Annotated in this window: 24 protein-coding genes and 1 riboswitch; of the genes, 15 read left to right on the forward strand and 9 right to left on the reverse strand. The window is 70.9% G+C overall.

The window, feature by feature from the left end:
* The first annotated feature begins 99 nt into the window (after positions 1 to 99).
* Positions 100 to 684, forward strand: a complete 585-nt coding sequence (locus ACIQIB_RS08945; RefSeq protein ID WP_400757377.1) for a CGNR zinc finger domain-containing protein — start codon at positions 100 to 102, stop codon at positions 682 to 684.
* A 12-nt stretch (positions 685 to 696) separates the two neighbouring features.
* On the opposite strand, the gene sodX is transcribed toward ACIQIB_RS08945, so the two are convergent.
* Entirely contained in the window at positions 697 to 1,134 is a 438-nt protein-coding gene (sodX, locus tag ACIQIB_RS08950) for a nickel-type superoxide dismutase maturation protease (RefSeq protein ID WP_363604905.1), read from the reverse strand.
* A 185-nt stretch (positions 1,135 to 1,319) separates the two neighbouring features.
* Between sodX and sodN the strand changes: the two genes are divergently transcribed.
* From sodN to ACIQIB_RS08990, 8 genes are all read left to right on the forward strand, one after another.
* Positions 1,320 to 1,715, forward strand: coding sequence for a superoxide dismutase, Ni (sodN, locus tag ACIQIB_RS08955; RefSeq protein ID WP_189915683.1), 396 nt, complete (start codon positions 1,320 to 1,322; stop codon positions 1,713 to 1,715).
* Positions 1,716 to 1,827: 112 nt separating this feature from the next.
* Positions 1,828 to 1,947, forward strand: a riboswitch (cobalamin riboswitch).
* Between the two features lie 26 nt (positions 1,948 to 1,973).
* A complete protein-coding gene (locus tag ACIQIB_RS08960) occupies positions 1,974 to 3,113 on the forward strand; it encodes a FecCD family ABC transporter permease (protein WP_400757379.1) in 1,140 nt (379 codons plus the stop codon).
* On the forward strand, positions 3,113 to 3,964 hold the full coding sequence (locus ACIQIB_RS08965; protein ID WP_400757380.1) for an ABC transporter ATP-binding protein: 852 nt from the start codon (positions 3,113 to 3,115) through the stop codon (positions 3,962 to 3,964). Before ACIQIB_RS08960 ends, ACIQIB_RS08965 begins: the two co-directional genes overlap by 1 nt.
* A 54-nt stretch (positions 3,965 to 4,018) precedes the next feature.
* On the forward strand, positions 4,019 to 5,014 hold the full coding sequence (locus ACIQIB_RS08970; RefSeq protein WP_400655229.1) for an ABC transporter substrate-binding protein: 996 nt from the start codon (positions 4,019 to 4,021) through the stop codon (positions 5,012 to 5,014).
* 80 nt (positions 5,015 to 5,094) lie between these two features.
* A complete protein-coding gene (locus tag ACIQIB_RS08975) occupies positions 5,095 to 5,466 on the forward strand; it encodes a nuclear transport factor 2 family protein (protein ID WP_363604709.1) in 372 nt (123 codons plus the stop codon).
* 28 nt (positions 5,467 to 5,494) lie between these two features.
* On the forward strand, positions 5,495 to 5,971 hold the full coding sequence (locus tag ACIQIB_RS08980; protein ID WP_363604708.1) for a GNAT family N-acetyltransferase: 477 nt from the start codon (positions 5,495 to 5,497) through the stop codon (positions 5,969 to 5,971).
* Positions 5,972 to 6,285: 314 nt separating this feature from the next.
* The gene (locus ACIQIB_RS08985; protein WP_363604707.1) at positions 6,286 to 6,696 is read left to right on the forward strand and encodes an anti-sigma regulatory factor; all 411 of its coding nucleotides are present in this window, start codon (positions 6,286 to 6,288) and stop codon (positions 6,694 to 6,696) included.
* A gap of 163 nt (positions 6,697 to 6,859) precedes the next feature.
* The gene (locus ACIQIB_RS08990; RefSeq protein WP_363604706.1) at positions 6,860 to 7,864 is read left to right on the forward strand and encodes an RNA polymerase sigma factor SigF; all 1,005 of its coding nucleotides are present in this window, start codon (positions 6,860 to 6,862) and stop codon (positions 7,862 to 7,864) included.
* Between the two features lie 41 nt (positions 7,865 to 7,905).
* Here ACIQIB_RS08990 and ACIQIB_RS08995 read toward each other — a convergent pair whose 3' ends face one another.
* On the reverse strand, positions 7,906 to 8,334 hold the full coding sequence (locus ACIQIB_RS08995) for a hypothetical protein (RefSeq protein ID WP_400655225.1): 429 nt from the start codon (positions 8,332 to 8,334) through the stop codon (positions 7,906 to 7,908).
* Between the two features lie 50 nt (positions 8,335 to 8,384).
* On the opposite strand from ACIQIB_RS08995, the gene ACIQIB_RS09000 reads away from it, so the two are divergent.
* Together ACIQIB_RS09000 and ACIQIB_RS09005 are read left to right on the forward strand one after the other, a co-directional pair.
* Positions 8,385 to 9,356 (forward strand): diacylglycerol kinase family protein, encoded by a 972-nt coding sequence (locus ACIQIB_RS09000; RefSeq protein WP_363604703.1) that lies wholly within the window; start codon positions 8,385 to 8,387, stop codon positions 9,354 to 9,356.
* Positions 9,357 to 9,723: 367 nt separating this feature from the next.
* Complete coding sequence (locus tag ACIQIB_RS09005; protein ID WP_014138019.1) at positions 9,724 to 9,975, forward strand: WhiB family transcriptional regulator; 252 nt, start codon at positions 9,724 to 9,726, stop codon at positions 9,973 to 9,975.
* A gap of 428 nt (positions 9,976 to 10,403) precedes the next feature.
* Here ACIQIB_RS09005 and ACIQIB_RS09010 read toward each other — a convergent pair whose 3' ends face one another.
* From ACIQIB_RS09010 to ACIQIB_RS09040, 7 genes are all read right to left on the reverse strand, one after another.
* The gene (locus ACIQIB_RS09010) at positions 10,404 to 11,924 is read right to left on the reverse strand and encodes a PAS domain-containing sensor histidine kinase (RefSeq protein ID WP_363604702.1); all 1,521 of its coding nucleotides are present in this window, start codon (positions 11,922 to 11,924) and stop codon (positions 10,404 to 10,406) included.
* 593 nt (positions 11,925 to 12,517) lie between these two features.
* Positions 12,518 to 13,576: an SIS domain-containing protein gene (locus ACIQIB_RS09015; protein WP_363604700.1), complete on the reverse strand. Its 1,059-nt coding sequence runs from the start codon at positions 13,574 to 13,576 to the stop codon at positions 12,518 to 12,520.
* Positions 13,577 to 13,767: 191 nt separating this feature from the next.
* Entirely contained in the window at positions 13,768 to 15,066 is a 1,299-nt protein-coding gene (locus ACIQIB_RS09020; protein WP_363604698.1) for an extracellular solute-binding protein, read from the reverse strand.
* Positions 15,067 to 15,499: 433 nt separating this feature from the next.
* On the reverse strand, positions 15,500 to 17,053 hold the full coding sequence (locus ACIQIB_RS09025; protein ID WP_400757382.1) for a glycoside hydrolase family 3 protein: 1,554 nt from the start codon (positions 17,051 to 17,053) through the stop codon (positions 15,500 to 15,502).
* A 6-nt stretch (positions 17,054 to 17,059) separates the two neighbouring features.
* On the reverse strand, positions 17,060 to 17,887 hold the full coding sequence (locus ACIQIB_RS09030; RefSeq protein WP_363604696.1) for a carbohydrate ABC transporter permease: 828 nt from the start codon (positions 17,885 to 17,887) through the stop codon (positions 17,060 to 17,062).
* On the reverse strand, positions 17,884 to 18,912 hold the full coding sequence (locus ACIQIB_RS09035; protein WP_363604695.1) for a sugar ABC transporter permease: 1,029 nt from the start codon (positions 18,910 to 18,912) through the stop codon (positions 17,884 to 17,886). The genes ACIQIB_RS09030 and ACIQIB_RS09035 overlap by 4 nt, the downstream gene beginning before the upstream one ends.
* 89 nt (positions 18,913 to 19,001) lie before the next feature.
* A complete protein-coding gene (locus ACIQIB_RS09040) occupies positions 19,002 to 20,294 on the reverse strand; it encodes an extracellular solute-binding protein (protein WP_363604694.1) in 1,293 nt (430 codons plus the stop codon).
* A gap of 336 nt (positions 20,295 to 20,630) precedes the next feature.
* On the opposite strand from ACIQIB_RS09040, the gene ACIQIB_RS09045 reads away from it, so the two are divergent.
* From ACIQIB_RS09045 to ACIQIB_RS09060, 4 genes are all read left to right on the forward strand, one after another.
* Complete coding sequence (locus ACIQIB_RS09045) at positions 20,631 to 21,422, forward strand: GntR family transcriptional regulator (RefSeq protein ID WP_363604693.1); 792 nt, start codon at positions 20,631 to 20,633, stop codon at positions 21,420 to 21,422.
* Between the two features lie 311 nt (positions 21,423 to 21,733).
* Entirely contained in the window at positions 21,734 to 22,030 is a 297-nt protein-coding gene (locus ACIQIB_RS09050) for a DUF3311 domain-containing protein (RefSeq protein ID WP_400757383.1), read from the forward strand.
* On the forward strand, positions 22,027 to 23,640 hold the full coding sequence (gene mctP / locus ACIQIB_RS09055) for a monocarboxylate uptake permease MctP (protein ID WP_363604690.1): 1,614 nt from the start codon (positions 22,027 to 22,029) through the stop codon (positions 23,638 to 23,640). Before ACIQIB_RS09050 ends, mctP begins: the two co-directional genes overlap by 4 nt.
* Before the next feature lie 154 nt (positions 23,641 to 23,794).
* Positions 23,795 to 24,619, forward strand: coding sequence for a histidine phosphatase family protein (locus ACIQIB_RS09060; protein ID WP_363604689.1), 825 nt, complete (start codon positions 23,795 to 23,797; stop codon positions 24,617 to 24,619).
* Positions 24,620 to 24,624: the final 5 nt, after the last annotated feature.

The following is a 24,624-nucleotide window of genomic DNA, read 5'->3' on the forward strand; positions in this document are numbered from 1 at the left end:
CGGCGCCCGGCAGGCCGGACCTGCCGGGCGCCGACGCCTGCCCCGCCCAGGTAATAGGCTGGAGCCAGTCAGCCCGTTACCGATTCTGGAAGGACCACCGTGGAGCTCGCCTCGTACGCCGACCTCGCCGTCCGGCTGGTGAACACCGAGGAGCCCGAGCGCGGCACCGACACGCTGACCTCGGTCGACGCCGTCCGCGGCCTGTTCTCCGAGAACACGCGTGCCGCCGCGCTCGCCGACGAAGCCGACCTGCCCCGGCTGCGTGCCGTCCGGACCCGGCTGCGCGGGGTCTTCGAGGCCGCCGCCGAGGGGGACGAGATCCGGGGTGTCGACCTGCTGAACAGCCTGCTGATGGAGTACCCCGTCAGCCCGCTGGTCTCCGGCCACGACTACCTGGACGACGCCGGGCGCCCGCGCTGGCACCTGCACCTCGCCGACAACTCGCCCACCGCCACGGCCCACTTCAGCGCGGTCGCCTGCATGGGCCTGGCCGTCCACCTCACCGAACTGGGCGCCGACCGGCTCGGCATCTGCCAGGCCGCGCCCTGCCGCAACGCCTACCTGGACACCTCCACCAACCGCTCCCGGCGGTACTGCTCCGACCGCTGCGCCACCCGCGCCAACGTCGCCGCGTACCGGGCCCGCAAGCGCCAGGAGGCCGCCGTCCTGGCCGGGCGGGGCTAGCGGCCCTCCGGGCTAGAGATCCTCCGGCCGGACCCAGACGCCGAGCCGGCGGGCCAGGCCCGGCACCCGGACCAGCGGGCCCAGCAGCAGGCGCTCCAGCCGGCGGCCCGGGGCCAGCCAGGCCGGCCGGGGGCGCAGCCGCAGCAGCACCCGGCCGAGCACCAGCTCGTCCGGGACGGCGCCGTAGCTGCGGCTGTCGCTGTCGACCAGCCGGTTGTCGGACAGCAGCCACCAGCCCTTCGGGCGCCGGCCGTCGGCCCGCTTCACCACGAGCAGGTCCTGCTGCAACGGGTGGCGGACCACCACCACGGCGCCCGGCCTGATCCGCGCCCCGTACCGGACCAGCAGCCGGTCGCCCTCACGCAGCGTCGGCACCATCGAGTCCCCCGCCACGTCGATCAGTCCGAACGGTGCGGCACCCCCGCGGGTGCCGCCCTCCGGTTCCGCCATCCGCGTCACGACTCCTCCTCCCGGCTCGCCGCGTCCCAGTCTGCCGTACGGACCGTCACCCGCCGATGTCCGGATTCACCCGGTTCCGGGTCCGCCTTTTGCCCTAGGCCCACCGACCGATCGCGAAACCCCGTGACCGGAAGGGTAATCTCGGGCGCGGGAAGACGATCTAAGGAAGGACTCCCATGTTCTCTCGTCTGTTTGCACCGCGTGCCACCGCGCACGCCCACTGCGACCTGCCCTGCGGCGTGTACGACCCGGCGCAGGCGCGGATCGAGGCCGAGTCGGTCAAGGCCACCCAGGAGAAGTACCAGGCCAACGAGGACGCGCACTTCCGCGCTCGCGCCGTCATCATCAAGGAGCAGCGCGCCGAGGCCGTCAAGCACCACATCTCGGTGCTGTGGAGCGACTACTTCAAGGCCCCGCACTTCGAGAAGTACCCGCAGCTGCACCAGCTGATCAACGACACCCTGAAGGCCGCCTCGGCCGCCAAGGCGTCGACGGACCCGGCCACCGGTCAGGCCCTGCTCGACCTGATCGCCGAGGTCGACAAGATCTTCTGGGAGACCAAGCAGGCCTGACCGCCGCTCGGCCTCCGTCGACCGCCCCCGCCCGGACCACCACACCGGACGGGGGCGGTCGCGCGTTTCCGGGACATGCCCGGCGGCACCTGTAAGGGTTGCCTGGCCTTAGCGCTTGTTATGCTGCCAGGGCGTCCCATGGGGGAAGTCCGGTCCGAATCCGGCGCTGACCCGCAACGGTGGACGGGGCCCCGGCCCCGTGAGCCCGATCGCCCTGGGGCGCCGACCTCCCGACAACTCGCCGTGGAATGCGAGGGGATGGCGCCCCGGCCCCGCCACGGCCCGGGCGCGCCGCCCCGCGCCGCCCACGGCCCGAGGCGAAGGCGCGCCCCCCTCGTGAGCACCGCAGTGACCGCACCGGTCCGTCGAATACCCGCCGCGCCCCTGGCCGCCGGCCTGGCCGCGGCCCTGCTGCTGTCGCTGGTCTGCGGGGTCGCCCTGGGCTCCTCCGACCTCGGCTGGTCCCGGGTCCTGCGGCTGCTGGGCGCCGGGCTGACGGGCGGTCGGCTGGAGGCCGAGGAGGCGGCGGCGTACGCGATCGTCTGGGAGATCCGGCTGCCGCGCACCGTACTGGCCGCCGTGGTCGGCGCCGGGCTCGCGGCCACCGGGGTCGCCGTGCAGGCCATGGTCCGCAACGCCCTGGCCGACCCGTTCGTCCTCGGCATCTCCTCCGGCGCGGCGGTCGGCGCCAACGCCGTCCTGCTGCTCGGCGCCTTCGCCTCGCTCGGGGTCTGGGCGCTCTCGGTCTCCGCCTTCGGCTCGGCCCTGCTGGCGATGCTGCTGGTGTACGCGGCCGCCCGGACCGCCTACGGGCTCACCCCGCTGCGGCTGGTGCTCACCGGCACCGCGATGTCCTACGGCTTCTCCGCGGTGACGGCGCTGATGGTGTTCGGCGCCGCGCGCGGCGAGGCGGCCCGCAGCGCCATGATGTGGCTGCTCGGCAGCCTGGGCGGGGCGACCTGGGGCTCGGTGCCGATCGCCGCCGTCACCGTGCTGGCCGGCCTGGCCTGCCTCGCCCTCTCCGCCGGGCGCCTCGACGCGCTCGCCATGGGCGACGAGACGGCGGCCTCGCTCGGTGTGGACCCCGACCGGCTGCGCCGGCAGCTGTTCGTGGTGACGGCGGCCGTCACCGGCACCGTCGTCGCGGTCAGCGGCGCGATCGGCTTCGTCGGGCTGATGGTGCCGCACCTGGTGCGGATGCTGGTCGGCGCCGGCCACCGCCGGGTGCTGCTGGTCGCGCCGTTCGCCGGGGCGCTGCTGCTGGTCTGGGTGGACATCGTCTCGCGCACCCTGCTGGCGCCCGCCGAGCTGCCGGTCGGGGTGGTCACCGCGGTGCTCGGGGTGCCCTGCTTCCTGTTGCTGATGCGCCGCCGCGGCTACTCCTTCGGAGGCCGCTGATGGGCACCGGCGCGAACGCCGACCCGAGCACCGACACCACGGACACCCCGGAGACCGCCATCGAGACCGCCAGCGAGACCGCCCTGGACATCGCCGTCGACGGGCTCTCGGTCGACATCGCCGGCGCCCGGCTGGTCCACGACATCACCCTGGACGCCGCCGCCGGACAGGTGGTCGGCCTGGTCGGACCGAACGGCAGCGGCAAGTCGACCCTGCTGCGCTGCGTCTACCGGGCACTGCGGCCCGCCGTCGGCGCCGTCCGGCTGGGCGGCGAGGACCTGCACGCGCTCACCTCCCGCGAGGCCGCCCGGCGGGTCGCCGCACTGCCGCAGGAGCACTCCGCCGAGTTCGACTTCACCGTGGCCGAGGTGGTCGGCATGGGCCGGCTGCCGCACCGCAGCGGATTCGCCGGCCCGACCGGCGGGGACGACCGGCGCTGCGTCGAGGCGCTGGCCCGGGTCGGCGCGGACCACCTGGCCGGGCGGGGCTTCCTGAGCCTGTCCGGCGGCGAGAAGCAGCGGGTGCTGATCGCCCGCGCGCTCGTCCAGGAGCCCCGGGTGCTGGTGCTCGACGAACCCACCAACCACCTGGACATCGCCCACCAGTTGGAGGTGCTGGCGCTGGTCCGGGCGGCCGGGCCGACGGTGCTCACCGCGCTGCACGACCTCAACCTGGCGGCCGGCCACTGCGACCTGCTGTACGTGATCAGGGCCGGCCGGATCGTCGCCTCCGGACCGCCCGTCGAGGTGCTGCGCCCCGCGCTGCTGGCCGAGGTGTTCGGCGTCCGCGCGACCCCCGTACGGCACCCCGAGACCGGCGCCGTCCAGCTGCTCTTCGACCGGCTCCGCTGACCCCGCTTCCCCTCCCGCCCTTTCCGCCCCCTCCCCCCGACCCGAGGAACTCCCATGCGCACCAAGGCCGTCGCCGCCACCGCCCTGCTCACCCTCGCGCTGACCGCGTGCGGGGCCGAGATCGCCCCGAGCGGCGAGGCCGCGGCGGGCTCCGACCACTACCCGGTGACCGTCGACAACTGCGGCACCAAGGTCACCTACAAGGCGAAGCCCGCCCGGACGGTGACCAACGACGTGGGCATCACCGAGCTGATGCTCGCGCTCGGCCTCACCGACCGGATGGCCGGCTATGTGATGCCCGACGAGAAGGGCGACCTCGCCAAGGTCCCGTGGAAGGACGGCTACCAGCAGACCGCCTGGCTCTCCAAGCAGCCGATCACCAAGGAGCTCGTCCTGGACGCCCGGGCCGACCTGGTGTTCGCCGGCTGGCACTACGGCTTCGGCGAAGCCGACGGCTTCACCCCGCAGGTGCTGGCCGGCCTCGGCATCGACTCCTACGTGCTCAGCGAGTCCTGCCGCAGCGGCAAGGGCCCGGAGCGCGGGGTGATGTCGCCGCTGGACGCGCTCTACACCGACCTGGCCAACCTCGGCGAGATCTTCGACGTCCGCGACCGGGCCGACAAGCTGATCGCCGACTTCCGAGCGCAGGTCGCCGCCGTGCCGCAGCCCGAGCACCGGCCGGGCGTCTTCCTCTACGACAGTGGTGAGGACAAGCCGTACACCTCGGGCAAGTACGCCGCGCCCGAGGAGATCATCGCCAAGGCCGGCGGGCGCAACGTGATGGGCGACGTCGCCGACTCCTGGACCACCGTCGGCTGGGAGAGCGTCGTGCAGCGCGACCCCGAGGTGATCGTGATCAACAACTACGGTGACACCGACGCCGAGGCGAAGCGGAAGTTCCTGAAGTCCTTCCCGCCGCTGGCCGGCGTCGCCGCGGTCAGGAACGACCGGATCTTCGTGCTGGACTACGTCGACCTGGTGGAGAGCCCGCGCAACCCCGCCGCGATCACCGCCCTCGCGGCCTATCTGCGGTCCACGCCGGCGGCCTGAGCACGGGCCGGTCCGGCCCGGCCGGGCGGGCGTACGCTCGGAGTACGAGCCCGGCGGAATCCGACCGGAGGAGCGAGAACATGAGCACCATGGCGGCACCTTCCGACTTCGACACCGCCGCCCTGCGCGAGGGCATCGAACGCGGGGACGCCGAGACCCTCCTCGCGCTCTACGCCGACGATGCCGAAGTGCGCATGGTCGACCACAAGACCCAGCCCAGCCATCCGCTGGTGATGCACGGCCGGAGCGAGATCGGCGCGATGCTGCGCGACATCTACGGCCGGGAGATGACCCACACCCTGGAACAGGTGGTGGTCCAGGGCGACCACATCGCCTTCATGGAGGCCTGCCAGTACCCCGACGGGGTCCGGGTCCTGGCCACCTCGGTCGCCGACCTGCGGGACGGCCGGATCGTCGACCAGACCTCGATCCAGGCCTGGGACGAGGCCTAGGCCCGAACGGGCCAAGTAGGCTCGTCACATGATCCGCACCGCCCTAGTCACCGACGTCCCGGTCATCCACGCCATGATCCGCGAACTCGCGGAGTACGAGAAGGCCCCGCACGAGGCGGTGGCCACCGAGGCACAGCTGCGGGACGCGCTGTTCGGCGCCGCCCCGGCGCTGTTCGGCCTGATCGCCGAGGACGACACCACCGGCGAGCCGGTCGGCTTCGCGGTCTGGTTCCTCAACTTCTCGACCTGGCGCGGGACGCACGGCATCTACCTGGAGGACCTGTACGTCCGCCCGGCGGCCCGCGGCGGCGGCCACGGCAAGGCCCTGCTGCTGGAGCTGGCGCGGATCGCCGTCGAACGCGGCTACTCGCGGATGGAGTGGTCGGTGCTCGACTGGAACGAGCCCTCGATCAACTTCTACAAGTCGCTCGGCGCGGTGCCGATGGACGGCTGGAGCGTCTACCGGCTCACCGGAGAGGCGCTCACCGCCGTCGGCGCGCGCTGAACACAGCGTGCCGACGGGGCCGCGCCCACCGGTACGCCGCCGAACAGACGGGCCCCGCCCGGCCGTACGAACGGGTTCCGTCCGGCCACTGACACCCTGTGTCGCGGCGCCCTACCATGAGTGACTCCCGCGCCGGGGCCAAAAGCGGTAACGTCTCGGGCGGATGCGCGGCGTCCGGCCACCCCTCGCGGGGTATGACCGGTACACGTACCGCACCACCCCTCTGGACAGTTGGGGCGAAGCAGTTGAGCCAAGCAACAGACAGTGCCGCGGCCACCGGCCCGGAAGCACAGCGCGTCACCCAGGAGGTGAGGGTGTCCCAGATCGACGGCGAGCCCGGGGTCCAGGACTTCGTGGAGGTCCGGCTGCCCGCGGCCGGGGCCTACCTCTCGGTACTGCGAACAGCGACGGCGGGGCTGGCGGCCCGGCTGGACTTCACGCTGGACGAGATCGAGGACCTACGGATCGCGGTGGACGAGGCCTGCGCCATCCTGCTCCAGCAGGCGGTACCCGGGTCGGTCCTGTCCTGCGAGTTCCGGCTGGTCGGCGACTCGCTCAAGGTCACCGTCTCCGCCCCGACCACGGACGGCCGGGCCCCCGAGCGGGACACCTTCGCCTGGACGGTGCTCTCCGCGCTGGCCGGCGAGGTGGACTCCTCGGTCGGCGAGGACAACACCGTGACGATCAGCCTGCACAAGAAGCGCGGCGGTTCCGCCACCCACTAGGGCCGCCGCAGCAGCAGCACCGAACAAGGGCCGTCCGGCCGGTACCCCCCACCCGGGCCCGGCGGACGGCTCCCGGTACCGCCCACCACGCGGTACGACCAATAAGACGAATCGGGGCCGCCCCACGGTCCCGGTGCTCCCGGAACGGAACGGGGGAATGGCCGTGAGTGATCTGGACCGTACCGGCCTCGCGACGGCGGGCCCTGCCGTACCGACCCAGGCGAGCGTTCCCGGCCTCGCCGCCAACGACGAAGCGCACCCGAAGGACGCCCACCGGATGAGCCAGCCGACCGAGCCGACGTCTGATCCGTCGCCCGTCCCCGTGCCCCCGCCGGCCGCGGCCGACCCGGCGGACCCCGCAGCCGAGGCGCTGCGCGGTGCGGTGCCCGCCCAGACCCCGCACCGCACCGGGGCGCCGGACCGCGAGGCGGCCCGGGCGCTGTTCGTCCGTCTGTCCGCGCTGCCCGACGGCTCCCCGGAGCGCGTCGAGCTGCGCAACCAGCTGGTGCGGATGCACATCCCGCTGGTGGAGCACCTGGCCCGGCGGTTCCGCAACCGGGGCGAGCCGCTGGACGACCTGACCCAGGTCGCCACCATCGGGCTGATCAAGTCGGTGGACCGCTTCGACCACGAGCGCGGGGTCGAGTTCTCCACCTACGCCACGCCGACCATCGTCGGCGAGATCAAGCGGCACTTCCGGGACAAGGGCTGGGCGGTCCGGGTACCGCGCCGGCTCCAGGAGCTGCGGCTGTCGCTGACCACGGCGACCAGCGAGCTCTCCCAGCGGCACGGCCGCTCCCCCACGGTGCACGAGCTGGCCGAGCACCTGGGGATCTCCGAGGAGGACGTGCTGGAGGGCCTGGAGTCCGCCAACGCGTACTCCACGCTGTCGCTGGACGTGCCGGACAGCGACGACGAGTCGCCGGCCGTCGCGGACACCCTGGGCGCCACCGACGAGGCGCTGGAGGGCGTCGAGTACCGGGAGTCGCTCAAGCCGCTGCTGGCGCAGCTGCCGCCCCGGGAGCAGAAGATCCTGGTGCTGCGGTTCTTCCGGAACATGACCCAGTCGCAGATCGCCGCCGAGGTGGGCATCTCACAGATGCACGTCTCCCGGCTGCTGGCCCGGACGCTGGCCCAGCTCCGGGAGAAGCTCCTGGTGGAGGAGTAGAACTGACGACCGCCCAGCGGCGCCGGAACGGCCCTCTGCGCTCAGCCCTCGTGCGGAGCGTAGAGGGCCGCCGTCGATTTCGGGCCGAGCAGGGCGCCGATGCCGACCAGCCCGAGCAGGCCGACGGCCACCCCGACGGCCACCATCGCGCCGCCGCTCTGGCACATGTAGTAGCCCACCGGCAGGCAGACCGAGTTGGTCAGCACGGCCGGGCTGCGGCCCCAGCGCCGCCCCTTGAACAGCGCCCGGGCGGCCAGCACCGGCAACACGCCGAGCAGCACGATCACCGCGCCGCCGAACTCGTTCAGCGCCAGCTGCTTGGACTCACCGGACAGCGCGGACACCATGTCCCAGACGCCGACGACGGCCAGGGCGGCGCCCTCCAGCGCGGTGAGGGCGGCGCCCACGGCCAGGGACACCGGCCGGACGGAGCCGGCCGCGGGTACGGGTGCGGAGGATTCTGCGGTCACTCCAGCAGGGTAGCCGCCGGTCGGTCCGTACCGACCCGTAGGCTTTGCTCATGCGCGCTCTCCTGGTCGTGAACCCGAAGGCGACCACCACCAGTGGCCGCACCCGGGACGTGCTGATCCATGCCCTGCGCAGCGACCTCAAGCTGGAGGTGGCCCACACCGAATACCGGGGGCACGCGCGCGACCTGGCCCGCGAGGCGGCCGAGGACGGCACGGTCGACCTGGTGGTGGCGCTGGGCGGTGACGGCACCGTCAACGAGGTGGTCAACGGACTGCTGGCGCACGGCCCGGGCGAGAAGCTCCCCCGGCTGGCCGTGGTGCCCGGTGGCTCGACCAATGTGTTCGCCCGCGCGCTGGGCCTGCCCAACGACCCGGTGGAGGCCACCGGCGCCCTGCTGGACGCCCTGGAGCACCGCCGCGAGCGGCCGATCGGTCTGGGCAAGGCGATGACCGACGGGCTGCCGGACCGCTGGTTCACCTTCACGGCCGGCCTCGGCTTCGACGCCGGCGTGGTCGGCCGGGTCGAGGAGCAGCGACGGGCGGGGCGCAGGTCCACCCACGCGCTCTATGTCGGCCAGGCCCTGCGGCACTTCGTCACCCAGCGTGAGCAGCGCAGATCAGGCCCGATCACCCTGCAACTCCCCGGCCGCGCGCCGGTGCCGGAGCTGGTGCTGTCGATAGTCAGCAACACCTCGCCGTGGACGTTCCTGGGGAACCGCCCGGTCTATCCCTCACCCCTCGCCTCCTTCGACACGGACCTCGACGTCTTCGGCATCACCCGGATGACCGCGTTCGGCACTGCTCGAACGGTCCGTCAGATCCTGCGGTCGTACGGGCCTTCGAGCGGCGACGGCACCTCTTCCGGTCCGTCCGGAAAGCATGTCGTCTCCTATCACGACGTCAGGCACTTCACCTTGGTTTCAGAGGAACCGGCTCCGTTCCAGGTCGACGGGGACCACCTTGGAGACAGGAGTCGCGTCAGTTTCACAGGCGTACGGCGGGCACTGCGTGTGATTGTGTGACTAGAAGGGGGCTTTACCCTTCTTCTCGAACGCACAAGCCCCCTTCACTCCATAGAAGTACCGGCTGTGAGCTAGGCGACACCGAAGAATCAAAAATTCCTCCCTGAAGGGGGTTGTATCCGGGCCTGAGGTTTGCGAACCTCTACATGGCGATCGGGACGCATCGCAGCGACGGCAACCTCAGATTCTGACGGGGGCCGACCGCGGGGTGTCCCTCGAATCGCCGAATCCCTCCCAGCACAGACCACCCGGGCCCGATGGGCCTTTGGTCTCTTTTGCTGTTGCGGGATTCGTGAAAGCGTTCACATTCACAAGCCATCGATTATGCCGACCGGGTCGCCCCGCCGGCAGGAGGAGTTGGACGACCATGGACTGGCGCCACCGCGCTGTCTGCCGCGAAGAGGACCCGGAGCTGTTCTTCCCGATCGGGAACACCGGTCCTGCTCTGCTGCAGATCGAGGAAGCCAAGGCCGTGTGCCGCCGCTGTCCGGTCATGGAACAGTGCCTGCAGTGGGCTCTTGAGACCGGCCAGGACGCCGGCGTCTGGGGTGGCATGAGCGAGGACGAGCGTCGCGCGATGAAGCGCCGCGCAGCCCGCAACCGCGCCCGCACCGCCTGATCACACGCCGCATTACCAGCAGTGACCGCAGTATCGATCAACACATGATCAAGGGCTTCCCTGCACCTCCTGGCGAAGCCTTCCGTACGACGGACCGCGTTCGGCGCGGTCTCGCGACACCGGGCCGCCCAGCCACTTGATACTGTTCACTTAGAGCAATATTGTGGAGCTGAGGCGCTCACCGTGTGCAACGCACCGATGCGGTGCCGCACCACCCAGAGCCCCCGTTCCGGCCGACTCCCCCCGACGGCCGGAACGGGTCGAGAGGCCCTGCCGACCCACCCCCCCCCGGTCGGCAGGGCCTCGTTTCTCTGTCCGCGTCCGGGTACGGCTCCCCGGACGGCCCATCCCACCCGGGGATCGTGGAGCACGCGCCCCGGCGCCCTCGCCGGACGCGCGCCCCCACCGTGCTTCTCGGCGCACCGGTTTCAGCGCACCGGGATCTCCAGGATCACCTTGGTGCCGCCGTTCGGTCCGGCCACCATGTCGAAGGTGCCGCCCAGCTCACCGGTGGCCAGGGTGCGCACGATCTGCAGCCCGAGATTGCCCGCCTGCTGCGGGTCGAAGCCCTCCGGCATGCCCTTGCCGTCGTCCTGCACGGTGATCAGCAGGTACTCCTCCGGCCTGGTGCCGCCGTTCCAGCTGTCCGACCAGCCCATCCCGGTGGCCGGCGCCCGCCCGCGCAGCGCGCTGACCTCCAGGTTGCCGGAGGCGGACGGGCCGAACGCGTGTTCCAGCGCGTTCTGCAGCAGCTCGGTCAGCACCATCGACAGCGGGGTGGCCACCTCGGCGGAGAGGATGCCGAAGCTGCCGGAGCGCCGGGTCGCCACCCGGCCGTCCTGGGACAGCTCCATCACCATCGCCAGCACCCGATCGGCGATCTCGTCGAAGGCCACCTGCTCGTCCAGCGCCTGGGAGAGCGTCTCGTGCACGATCGCGATCGAGCCCACCCGGCGGACCGCCTCGTCCAGCGCGGCCCGGCCGGCGTCCGAGTCCATCCGGCGGGACTGCAGCCGCAGCAGCGCGGCCACGGTCTGGAGGTTGTTCTTCACCCGGTGGTGGATCTCCCGGATGGTGGCGTCCTTGGTCATCAGCTCGCGGTCGCGGCGGCGCAGCTCGGTGACGTCCCGGCAGAGCACCAGCGAACCGGTCTGCGTGCCCTTGGGCCGGAGCGGGATGGCCCGCAGGGTCACCACACCGCCCTGCACCTCCACCTCGGCCTGCCGGGGCGCCCAGCCGCTCGCCAGTTTCACCAGCGCCTCGTGCACGGCCGCCCGCGACGGCGGGGCCAGTTCGGCGGTGGCGCGGCCCAGGTGGCTGCCGACCAGGTCGGTGGTGAGGCCGAGGCGGTGGTAGGCGGAGAGCGCGTTGGGACTGGCGTAGGTGACGATGCCGTCGGCGTCCAGCCTGATCAGGCCGTCGCCGACGCGGGGGGCGGCGTCCATGTCGGCCTGCTCGACACCGTGGTACGGGAAGGTTCCGGCGGCGATCATCTGGGCCAGGTCGGAGGCGCTCTGCAGATAGGTGAGCTCGAGCCGGCTGGGGGTGCGGACGGTCAGCAGGTTGGTGTTCCGGGCGATCACGCCGAGCACCTTGCCCTCGCGGCGGACCGGGATGGACTCGACCCGGACCGGCACCTCCTCGCGCCACTCCGGGTCGCCCTCGCGCACGATCCGCCCCTCGTCGAAGGCGGCGTCCAGCAGCGGCCGGCGGCCGCGCGGGACGAGGTGGCCGACCATGTCGTCCTGGTAGGAGGTGGGGCCGGTGTTGGGCCGCATCTGGGCCACCGAGACGTAGCGGATGCCGTCCCAGGTCGGGATCCACAGGACCAGGTCGGCGAAGGAGAGGTCGGAGAGCAGCTGCCACTCCGAGACCAGCATGTGGAGCCACTCCACATCGGCACCGGTCAGGGTGGTGTGGCGGCGGACGAGTTCGTTCAGCGAGGGCACATGGCGAGGGTAGCTCCAGCCCGGGCGGGTGGGCGCGCCAGCACCGGGCGGCGGGCCGGCGGCGGGCGGGGACCGGCCCGCCGGAGGAGTTGTCCAGACCAATTTTCGGCGAGGCCTGGACAAGCCAGATTGGTCTAGTCCACAATGAAAGGGCACCAAGGAGAGGCCCACCGCGCAACTGCCCTGACCGCGCGAGGCCGCTCCTCGGTCGGACGCCGCCGAGCGAGGACCCCGCACAGTTCTCGATCGTCACCGGCGCCCGACGACAGCTCCGGGCTGCGGTGCCGCACGGGTTGAGGGTCCCGTGTCGGCGCCGTGGCCCGTAGTGCTTCTCGCCTCCGGCGGGGAGCTGCGCGGCGGGACCACCCGACGACAGCTCCGGCTGCGGTGCCATGGGCCCCTCCTTCCCGCTGGCGGGCAAGGAGGGAGGGTCGAGGGTCCCGTGTCGGCGCCGTGGCCCGTAGTGCTTTCCGGTGGTGCTCCCGCGGGTCCGCCCGCTCCTTCGAACCATGTTCCGCCGCTCAGAGCCGAACCCCCGTCCACAGCCTGTGGACGGGGGTTCGGCGTCTTCCGGCGCGGGCGCCGGCCCGGCGTCAGTGGGTCTCGGTGACCTTGGCCAGGGCGCGCGGGGCGTCCGGGTCCTGGCCGCGGGCGATGGTGACCTCGTAGGCCAGCTGCTGGAGCGGCAGGATCTCCAGGATCGTCTGGACCTCCTCGGGCACGCCGGCCGGCAGCGCGAAGCCCGCCGAGGCGGCGTCCACCTGCGACTGCTGGCCGATGACCACCAGGTCCGCACCGCGGCCGCGCAGGCGGTCCAGCACCGGCTGCAGGGCCTCGCCGCCCTTGCCGTCCGGAACGATCGCGATGACCGGGGAGACGTTGTCGACCATGGCCAGCGGGCCGTGCAGCAGGTCGGCGCCGGAGAACGGGGAGGCCGGGATGTAGGTGGTCTCCATCAGCTTCAGCGCCGCCTCACGGGCGGTCGGGTAGCCGTAGCCGCGCGAGGTGATGACCAGGCGCTGGGCGAAGCGGTAGCGCTCGGCCAGGGCCTTCACCTCGGACTGGCGGGCCAGGATGCCGGCGGCCAGGGCCGGCAGCTCCTTGGCGGCCGCGCCGTCGCCACCGCGCAGGCCCTCCACCAGCAGGTAGAGCGCCAGCAGCTCGGCGGTGTAGGTCTTGGTGGCGGGCAGGGCCTTCTCCGGGCCGGCCAGCACGTCGATGTGGAACTCGGAGACCTCGGCCAGCGGCGAGTCGGCGTTGTTGGTGACCGCCAGGGTGATGGCACCGGCCTCGCGGGCCGCCTTGGTGGAGGCCACCAGGTCCGGCGAACCGCCGGACTGGCTGACGGTGATGACCAGCACGTCGGTGAGGTCCGGCTTGGCACCGTACGCGGTGGTGGTCGACATCGAGGTCAGACCGGCCGGCTTGCCGAGCAGGATCTCGATCAGGTACTTGGCGTAGAGCGCCGCGTTGTCGGACGTGCCGCGCGCGGTGAGCAGGACGAAGCGCGGGTTGCGGGCGGAGATCTGGGCCGCGATCTCGCGGATCTTCGGGGCGCCCTCGTCGAGGATGCGCTGGAGGACGGCCGGCTGCTCGGCCATCTCCGCCGCCATGATCCGGCCGGGGACGGAAACAGTCTGCGTGTCGGACATCTGGATGTGCCTCCGATGAGATGGTTCGACCCCACCCGGACGGGGATGCCCGGTGGGGACCTCTACGGCGGCGAGTCCGCACACTCGCTGCGGTGATTCCTGCGGCAATCCTACGGGGGCCACCCCCGTGGAGCACATTCGAGAGCCCATCCCGCCCACGCGGCAGGGGCCCCCGGACGTACGACCGCCGGTCAGGACGGCTTGTTGATCAGCTGGTCGATCGCGGCGTCGGCCTCCTTGGTGGCCTGGTCCACCGACTTGCCCTTGATGATCGCGTTCAGCATCTCCGGCAGGATCTTCTGCTTCTCGACCGCGCCCCAGCCCGGGGCCAGCGGGGTGAACCAGGCGTCCGGCACCGCGTTGGCCGCGGCGGCGGTGGCCGGCTTGCTCTTCAGCTGGTTCAGCTGGGTCAGGTTGTTCGGCAGGATGTCCTTGTCCGCCAGCGCCTGCTCCGACTTGGTGCTGGTGAACATCCGGATCCAGTCGGTGGCCAGCTCGGCCGACGGCGACTTGGCGGTGACGGCGAGGTCCGAGCCGCCGATGAAGGTCGGCAGCGGCTTGCCGTCCGGGCCCGGCATGGTCGCCACCTTGACCGCGTCCTTGAGGCTCGGGTCGCCGGTGACCGGCGCGGTCACGCTGGCCGCCTCGTAGCCGTTGCCGTAGAAGGACGCGGCGTGCCCGCGGGCCATCGACTCGAACTGGTTCTGCTCGTTCACCGACAGGTCGCCCTTGTTGTACTTGCGCACCAGGTCGACGAAGTGGCTGATGCCCTGCTGGGACTTGGCGTCGTGCAGGGTGCCGTGCCAGTTGCCGGAGCTGTCGAACTTGGCGATGGTGCCGCCGTACGCGGAGACGTAGCTCATCGCGGCGTACCAGTACTGGCCGGGGAGGTAGAGCGGGGAGAAGGTCCGGTCGGCCTTGTTCTTGTCCGCGATCTTGTCCAGCGCCGCCCGCAGCTCGTCCTCGGTCTTGGGGAAGTCCGCGCTGCCGGTCGCCGACTGGAAGGCGGCGGAGTTGTAGATGGCGACCCGGGCGCCCGCGTAGTACGGCACGCACCAGAGCTTGTCCTGGTACGTACAGGTGTTGGCCAGCGCCTTGATCCAGCTGTCCGAGTTGTCGAACGTGGTCCGGTCGACCGGGGCCAGCGCGCCGGAGAGGACGTACTTCATGGTCTCGGTGTTGCCGAGCTCCACCACGTCGGGGGCGTTGCCGGCCGCCAGCGCGGCGTCCAGCTTGCCGACCTTGTCGGCCCAGCCCTGGTACGAGAGCTTCAGCGTGACGTTCGGGTACTTGGCCGCGAACTCGTCGTTGACCCGCTGCACGAGGTCCGGCCAGTTCTTCTGGGCATCGTCCATCAGCCAGACGGTGACCGTGCCGGTGGCGGCCTTCGGGTCCGCCGAGGCGCCGTCCTTGGTGTCCCCTGACGACGACCCCCCAGACGAACAGGCCGTCAGCCCGGCCGCCAGTGCGAGGGTCCCGAATGTCGCCATGAGCTGACGCGTCTTCACGCCATCCTCCGAGGGTGCTAGTGCCTGTTGCCCGCCGGCAGCGTGATGGCGCCCGCCGGGAGAGACCGGGGTGGGGCGGCGAAGAGCTTCGGGTGGGGCTGATACCACATCCGGTGAGGTTGAAGTTCGAACCGGATGGAGTGGAGCCTGGCCTAGACCACAAGCGGTGTCAACGCCAAATGGCCAGACCGCAAAGGACGTTGCAGAGCTGTTGTACCGCGTGGCGATCAGTTGTCGCCGTGTCACCCTAAGTAGAACTTAAGGCTGGCTTAAGGCAGATTTGAGGGAACACCGACAGGGGGCGACTTCGCAGGTCAACGCGGGGTTAACGAAACGGGCCCGCCATGCGACATGCGCATGACGGGCCCGCTCGAAAAGGTCTGCCGGCACTCTGGGTGACCGGCCCGACCAGGACTCAGCCGATCGCTCCCGACTGTCCGGTGAGCACCTCGACGGCCGCCAGACCACAGACCCGGGCGGCACCGTGGGTGGCGATGTACAGCGCGCCGACCGGCTCGGACTGCGGCAGGCCCATCTCGACCACCGCGGCGTCCGGCCGGGCCGCCACCAGACGGGACAGCGCGGCGGACATCCACGCGTACCGGTGGGCGTCCCGGACCGCCAGCACCAGCCGGCGGCCCTCGGCCTCCGCCACCAGCTCGGCGGCCAGCGCGTCCAGCTGCTCCGGGGCGGCGTCCGCCGGGCCGACCTCACGGGTCCGGGTGCCGGGGAAGCGGTCGGTCAGCATGTCGGCCACGCCCCACGGGGTCACGGCGCCGACGGCGATGTTGGGCTCGTCGGAGAACGAGACCACATACGGGCGCTCGGTCACCGGCAGGGTCTCCTGGCCCGGCGCCCGGACGACCCGCAGCGCCCGGCGGGCGGCCCGCAGACCGACCGCCAGGTCGGGCTCCAGCCGCTCGCCCTGGGCCTGGATCCGGCCCCAGCTGCCGAGCGCGCGCACCCGGGAGGCCGCGTCCGCCAGCCGTTCCTCGGAGAGCCGGCCGGCCCGCACGCCCGCCACGATGGCGTCGCGCAGCATCAGCACGGTCTCCTCGTCGGCCAGACCGCCGCCGACGCAGATCGCGTCCGCGCCGGCCGCCAGGGCCAGCACGGTGCCCTCACCCATGCCGAAGGTGTCGGCGATGGCGCCCATCTCGATCGCGTCGCTGACGATCAGGCCCTGGTAGCCCAGGCCGCCGTCGGCCGGGGCGGCGCGCAGCAGGTCGCGCAGCACGGCGGGGCTGAGCGTGGCCGGCAGCGCCGGGTCCAGCGCCGGGATCATGATGTGAGCCGTCATCACGGCCTTGGTCCCGGCGGCGATCGCGGCCTGGAACGGGATCAGGTCGCGGCTGCGCAGCACGTCCAGGTCGACGTCGATCACGGGCAGGCCGTGGTGCGAGTCGACCGCGGTGTCGCCGTGCCCGGGGAAGTGCTTGGAGCAGGCGGCGACGCCGGCCGACTGCAGGCCCTCGACCCAGGCGGCGGTGTGCCGGGCGCAGAGCTCGGGGTCGGCGCCGAAGGAGCGGACGCCGATCACCGGGTTGCGCGGGTTGGAGTTGACGTCCGCGGTGGGCGCCCAGTTGTAGTTGACGCCGGCCGCGGCCAGCGCCCGGCCCAGCTCACGGGCGACGTCCCGGGTCAGCGCCGGGTCGTCGATCACGCCGAGGGCGAGGTTGCCCGGCCAGGACGAACCGGAGCCCGCCTCCAGGCGGGTGACGTCGCCGCTCTCCTCGTCGATCGCGATCAGGAGGTCCGGGTTCTCCTCGCGCAGCGCCTTGGTGAGCGCGGAGAGCTGCTGGAGGTCGACGACGTTGCGGTCGAACAGCGCGACCGAGCCGAGGCCGGCCGCCAGGTGGCGGCGGATCCACTCCGGCGGTTCGGTGCCGACGAAGCCGGGCTGGAGAACCGTCAGCGCGTCGCGGTGCAGCTGGTCGCTGCCCGGCAGGGTGGGGACAAGGATGCTCACGTCGCGTCAGCCCTTCACTGCACCGTCGGTCAAGCCGCCGACGGCCTTGCGCTGGAGGAATACGAAGAGGATCAGCACCGGGAGGGCGAACAGCGTCGAGGCCGCCATGGTCGCGCCCCAGTCGGTGCCGAAGTTGGTCTGGAACGAGGAGAGCCAGAGCGGCAGGGTCTGCCCGTCGGTCTTGTTGAGGATCAGGACCAGGGGGAACTCGTTCCACGCGGTGATGAAGCCGAACAGCGAGGTCGACATCAGGCCCGGGGCCAGCAGCGGGAAGATCACCTTCATGAAGGCCTGGGTGCGGGTGCAGCCGTCCACCATCGCGGACTCCTCCAGCTCCTTCGGGACGGCGGCGATGAAGCTGCGCAGCGTCCAGATGGTGAAGGGCAGGACCATCATCATGTAGAAGGCGGTCAGCGGGACGAGGCTGTTCAGCATCTCGTTGTCACGGGAGATCAGGTAGACCGCGATGGTCATGACCTCCCACGGCGCCATCTGCGCCGCCATCACGACCAGGACGAAGGTCTTGCGGCCGCGGAACTTCATCCGGGCGATGGCGAAGGACGCCAGGGTGGCGATCACCAGCGAGATCAGCACCGCGACAACCGTGACGGTGAAGCTGTTGGTGACGTACTCCCAGAACTTGGGCGCGTTGACCGCCGTCTTGAAGTGGTCGAGGGTCGCGTCCAGCGGCAGGAAGACAGGCGTCCGGCTGACGATGTCCTTCTGCTGCTTGAAGGCCGTGATGACCATCCAGTAGACGGGGAAGATGAAGAAGACGAAGAGGACGACCGCGATCACGTTCGGCCAGGTACGTCCGATGAGCGAGCGCCTCACAGCTCGTCCTCCTGCTTGAGAATGATGCGGAAGTAGTACGCCATCAGGACACCCAGCATCAGGATGGTGAGCACCGCGATCGCGGCACCGGTGCCGTAGTGCTGGGCGCCGGTGCCTTCCAGGAAGGCGTGGACGGGCAGGGTCCGGGTGGACGAGTCGGGGCCGCCCGCCTTGATGGCGTAGACCTGGGTGAAGGCCTTGAAGACCCAGATGACCTCAAGGAAGGTCGTGGCCAGGAAGAACGGCTTCAGGCTGGGGAAGATCACCGAGGTGAAGATCTTGCCGGCGCCGGCGCCGTCCATCCGGGCGGCCTCGTAGAGCTCCTTCGGGATGGTGGTCAGACCTGCGTACATGTTGAACGCCACGAAGGGGATCGAACCCCAGACGATCAGCAGGATGATCACGAAGAAGGTGGAGTACTGGGTGCCGGTCCAGTTGTAGTCGGCCATCGAGTGCCAGCCCAGCCGGTCCAGGAACCAGTTGACGACACCGAACCGGATGTCGAACAGCCAGGTGTAGACCGTGGTCGCGGCGACCACCGGCATGGCCCAGGCGAGGAGCAGGCCGATCGAGAGCAGCAGCCGCATCTTCTTGCCGAGCCGGTTGAGCAGCAGGCCGACCAGCGAGCCGCCGACCATGATCAGCAGCACGTTGATCAGGGTGAAGGCGACCGTCCGGCCGGTGACCGCCCAGAACTCGGCGTTGGTCAGCTGCTCGGTGTAGTTCTCGAAGCCGTTCCACTCGGTCAGGTGCTGGACCAGCTGGCGCGCGTTCAGGTTCTGGAACGACACCAGGACGGTCTTCAGCAGGGGCCAGCCCAGCAGGCCCAGGGTGACCACGGTGGCCGGCAACAGCAGCAGGTACGGCGCGAGCCGCGTGCCCAGGCCCGGGCCGCCCGCCGATCTGGTGCTCTTCTTCGGGGTGCCCTTGACGCCGCCGCCGGCGGCGCTCGTCTCAATACTGGCCACAGCAGCCTTCCCTGTGTCCGGGGACTGTGTCTGCACCCGCTCCGAATGCACAGCCATCGTTCTCTCTTCCTGACAACCTGACCACGACGGACAGGCGCCGCCCACCGGCCCCCCGCCGGGAGCCGGTGAGCGACGCCGCTCGACTACTACTGCTTGGCGTTCAGACGCTTGGCGATCTCGTCGTCGGCCTTCTTGGCGGCGGCGGCGTAGTCACCGGTCAGGGCGCCGGTCAGGAACTCCTTGATCGGGTTCGGGTTGTTCTCGACGCTCGCCCAGTTCGGCGTGGTCGGGGTGATCCCACCGGAGGAGGCGGCGACCTTGGCGGCGGCGGCGAAGTCGCCGACCACCTTGTCGTCCAGCGACTTCTTGTTCGGGATGTTGCCCGAGGCCGCGACGGTGCCCTCGTTCTTGTCGTTCAGGGCGATCTTCAGGAAGTCCTTCGCCATGTCGCTGTTCTTGCTCGCCTGGGCGATGGCCAGGTTCGAGCCGCCGAGGAACACGCCGGAGGCCTTGTCGGCCGTCTTGCCCGGGAGCGGGAAGAAGCCGATCTTCTCCTTCGGCATCTCCTTCTCGGTCGGGACCTCCCAGCCGAGACCGATGATCGCGCCGATGTCGCCCTTGGCGAAGACGTCCTTCTGCTGCGGCTTGGCCTCGTCACCGTCCTTGGGGCCGGTGACCGAGTAGCTCTGCAGCTTCTTGTAGGTCTCGAAGGCCTTCTGCGCCTCGGGGGACGACAGGCCGCCGGCCCACTTGTCGCCGTCCTTCTTCGCCAGCTTGCCGCCCTCGCTGGTGAGGAGGCCGAAGTAGGTGTACCACTCCTGGCCCGGCATGTAGATCGGGTCGGTGACGCCGGCCGTCGCCTTCAGCTTCTCCAGGTCGGTGTAGAACTCGTCCAGGGTCTTCGGGGTGTCGGTCAGGCCGGCCTTCGCCCACAGGTCCTTGTTGTAGGCGACGACACGGTTGGTGACGAACCACGGGGCGGCGTACTGCTTGCCGTCCAGGATCGCGGACTCGCTCTGGTTGGCGTTCCAGTCGGCGCCGCCCAGGGCGTCCTTGTCCTTGGTGATGTCCAGGAGACCACCGGTGGCGGCGTAGCCCGCGGTCTGGGTGTTGCCGACCTCGAGCACGTCGACGGAGCCCTCGGAGAGCGCGGCGGTGACCTTGGGGCCAATGCCGGTCCACTCCTGGATCTGGTACTCGACCTTGGAGCCCGGGTAGGTGGTCTCGAACTCGGTCTTCACGGCCTCGTCCCAGCCCTTGGGGGCCGAGCCGGACATCAGCCACACCTTGAGCGTCTTGCCACTGTAGTTCTTGCCGCCGGCCGCAGCGGAAGAGGAGCCGCTGTTGCCGCCCTCCTCCTTCTTGCCGTCCGAGCTGCAGGCCGCCAGGCCGACAACCATAGCTGCGACGCCGACTGCCGCGATGAGCTGACGCTTCACGCCATCCTCCTGAGGGATGCCTGAGTTACCCCCGTCGGGTGGCAGCGGCAAGCCCACGTAAAGCGGGAGGAAAGGTGCCGCGGACCCCAGCGAACGGGTGGGGGGATTCATAGTTACCGGCCTAGTGGTGTAGACCAGATGCCTGGAGCTTGGCCTAGACCAATGGGCCTGTCAACGGCTGTTGGACCAATCCGGACCACCCGTTATCAAGCCGACACCGCACATCGTTCATCGCGTGATGAGGTATTCGTTCCGTAGCCATACATGCAACGATGTGAGCCGTTAACGATATGGCTGCGCCGCCAAAGGCCGCGCGAGAAGCGGGAGACAGGTCCGATGAGCAGCGACGGGGGCAGCACGGCCCAGGTCAACGACCCCCAGGCGAAGAGCCTCCCGACGCTGGCCGGCACCGACCCGACCGCGCGGGTGCCGAAGTACTACGGACTCAAGCGCCATCTGCTCCAGCTCACCGAGACCCAGCCCGCCGGTACCCCCGTTCCGCCCGAACGGGCGCTGGCGGCGCAGTTCGACACCTCGCGCACCACCGTCCGGCAGGCGCTCCAGGAGCTGGTGGTCGAGGGCCGGCTGGAGCGCATCCAGGGCAAGGGCACCTTCGTCGCCAAGCCCAAGGTGGCCCAGGCGCTCCAGCTCACCTCCTACACGGAGGACATGCGGGCCCAGGGCCTGGAGCCGACCTCCCGGCTGATCGAGATCGGCTACATCACCGCCGACGACCGGCTGGCCCCGCTGCTGGACATCAAGCCCGGCGGCCGGGTGCTGCGGATCGAACGGCTGCGGCTGGCCAACGGCGACCCGATGGCCATCGAGGTCGCCCACCTGTCCGCCAAGCGCTTCCCCGCTCTGCGCCGCAACCTGGCCAAGCACAACTCCCTGTACACGGCCCTGCGCGAGGTGTACGGGGTCACCGTGGCCGAGGCCGAGGAGACCATCGAGACCACCCTGGCCACCCCGCGCGAGGCCGGGCTGCTCGGCTCCGACCTCGGCCTGCCGATGCTCCAGCTCTCCCGGCACTCCTTCGACGCGGAAGGGGACCCGGTGGAGTGGGTCCGCTCGATCTACCGCGGCGACCGGTACAAGTTCATCACCCGGCTCAAGCGGCCGGAGTAACCGCGGCACTCCCCCTTCCTGCTCCCGGGCACCGGCGCACACGGCGTGCGTACCGGTGCCCGTTGCGTCGGCCCGGCAGGAAGCACGACAGGAAGCACGGCGGGAGGCCCGAGGTGTGTGGCCGGGGCGCGGGGCTCGTCCGGATGGCGTGAAATTCCGCCATTTCCATGACACGGGTCACACCATGCCCTAGATTGCGCAGCCGTACTGACTGCCGATCACCAGTGGTGCTGCTCGGCGGGCTCGTGGGGGTGTGCGACCCTCCGGGCTGCGGCGCCGACGGGGTGAGCCCTCCGAAGCGGAGCCGAACCATGTCGTCAGACCTCGATGCCACCGAACCTGTCATGCCCGAGCCACCCGAACCCGTCCCGGCGGTGACCCCGGAGCGGGTGCTGGCCGGACTCGCCCTGCTCGTACCGATCGTCGCGATGCTCTGGGTGTCCTCGTACGACAAGACCGGCCCCGCGGTCGGCGGGGTGCCCTTCTTCTACTGGTACCAGCTGCTCTGGGTGCCCGTCTCGGCCGTCTTCACCGTGGCCGCCTATCTGCTGGTCGACCGGGACGAGAAGGCCAGGAAGGCCGCCCGGAAGGCGGGTGACGCGCGATGAACGGCGTCAACGTACCCGCCCTGACCGTCTTCGTCCTCTTCTTCGTCCTGGTCACCGTGATGGGCTTCCTCGCCTCGCGCTGGCGCCGGGCCGACAACGCCCTGCACCTGGACGAGTGGGGCCTGGGCGGCCGCAGCTTCGGCACCTGGGTCACCTGGTTCCTGCTCGGCGGCGACCTCTACACCGCGTACACCTTCGTCGCCGTCCCGGCCGCGGTGTACGCGACCGGCGCGGCGGGCTTCTTCGCGGTGCCCTACACGATCGTCGCCTACCCGCTGGTCTTCCTCTTCCTGCCCCGGCTCTGGTCGGTCTCCCGGGTGCACGGCTACGTCACCCCGGCGGACTTCGTGCGCGGGCGGTACGGCTCCCGGCCGCTCTCCCTGGTGGTCGCGCTGACCGGCATCCTCGCCACCATGCCGTACATCGCCCTGCAACTGGTCGGCATACAGGCGGTGCTGGACGTCCTGGGCGTCGGCGGCGGCGAGAACGCCAACTGGTTCGTCAAGGACCTGCCGCTGTTCCTCGCCTTCGGTGTGCTGGCCGCGTACACCTACTCCTCCGGACTGCGGGCGCCGGCGCTGATCGCCTTCGTCAAGGACACCCTGATCTACCTCGTGATCATCGTCGCGGTGATCTACATCCCGCTGCGGCTCGGCGGCTACGGGCACATCTTCGACGCGGCGGGCGAGAAGTTCGCCGCCTCCGGGTCGGCCGGCTCGCTGACGGTGCCCGGGAACAAGCAGTGGACGTACGCCACGCTGGCGCTCGGCTCGGCGATGGCGCTGTTCATGTACCCGCACTCGGTGACCGGCGTGCTCGCCTCCAGGTCCCGCAACACCGTGCGCCGCAACATGGCGATCATGCCCGCGTACTCGCTGATGCTGGGCCTGCTGGCACTGCTGGGCTTCATGGCGATCGCGGCCGGCGTCGGCAAGGGCGTCAAGGGCTACAACGCCCAGCTCTCCGTACCGCAGCTGTTCGAGGACATGTTCCCGGACTGGTTCACCGGCGTCGCCTTCGCGGCGATCGGCATCGGCGCGCTGGTGCCGGCCGCCATCATGTCGATCGCGGCGGCCAACCTGTTCACCCGCAACGTCTACAAGGAGTACCTGAGGCCCGCCGCCACCCCCGCCGACGAGACCAGGGTCGCCAAGACCGCCTCGCTGCTGGTGAAGGTCGGCGCGCTGGTCTTCGTGCTCACCATGGACAAGCAGGCGGCGATCAACCTCCAGCTGCTCGGCGGCCTGTGGATCCTGCAGACCTTCGTGTCGATCGTCGGCGGCCTGTTCACCCGCTGGTTCCACCACTGGGCGCTGTTCGCCGGCTGGGCGGCCGGCATGGTCTACGGCACCTGGCAGGCCTACGGCATCGCCGGCCCGGCCGCCAAGCACTTCGGCGGCAACGCGGCCGGGATCCCGGGCATCGGCGAGCTGGGCTACATCGGCCTGACCGCCTTCGTGCTCAACCTGCTGGTCTCGGTGGTGCTCACGCTGGCGCTGCGGGCGCTCAAGGCGCCCGAGGGCCCCGACGAGACCCACCCGGCCGACTACGGCGCCGAAACCGGCGACGAAGAGCTGAAGAAGGCGCCGGAGCCCGTGGCAGCGCACTGATACGCCCCACGCGCGCCCTGTGATCGCGCCGTCTTCTCCGTGAACACTGGAGAAGGCGGCGCGATCATATGTATGAACGGCCGTGCAGACCGGGCACCACCAGACCGGACCGGCGACCGGCCGGCAACTGATCGACCCACGGGGAGCAGCGGCGATGGCAGAACTCGGCACCACCCTCAACGGTCAGCACCAGTCCACCTACCCTCCCGGTACACCGCACGGTGTCCACGGCACCTACCCCGCCCACGGCGCACCGGGCACCGCACCGGCCGCGGTCACCCGGCTGCCGTCCGTGCTGATCGCCACCCGGCACGGCGAGTCCACCGCCAACGTGGAGTTCCAGCTGGCCGAGGCGGTGGGCGCGTTGAGCGTGCCGATCAGCTGCCGGGACGCGGACATCCCGCTCTCGATGCAGGGCCAGCAGCAGGCCCAGGCGCTCGGCCGCTGGTGGGCCGGGCTGCCCAGCGCCGACCGCCCGCGCAGCGTCTGGTGTTCCCCGTACGTGCGCACCGCCGAGACCGCCCGGATCGCGCTCGCCCAGGCCGCCGGGCTCGGCGCGGTGCCGGTCTCGCTCGCCGTCCGCTACGACGAGCGGCTGCGCGACCGCGAGCTGGGCGTGCTGGAGATGCTGCCCAAGACGGCGATCGAGACCACGTACCCGGCGGAGGCGGCCAGACGCCGCAAGATGGGCGAGCTGTACTACCGCCCGCCCGGCGGCGAGTCCTGGGCGGACGTGGCGCTGCGGATGCGCAGTCTGCTGCGCGACCTGTGCGAGGAGGAGGCCGGACGGCCGGTCCTGGTGGTCGCGCACGACTGCCCGGTGCTGATGCTCCGCTTCGCGCTGGACCGGCTGACGGAGGCGCAGTTGACCGCGCTGGAGCCGGTGCGCAACTGCTCCACCAGCCTCTGGCGCGCCGAGGGCGGACGGCTGCGGCCGGCGCACTGGAACGACACCGGGCACCTGGGCGGTGAGGGGTGACGGCC

The sequence above is a fragment of the Kitasatospora sp. NPDC092286 genome, from assembly GCF_044755565.1.
Lineage (GTDB): Bacteria > Actinomycetota > Actinomycetes > Streptomycetales > Streptomycetaceae > Kitasatospora.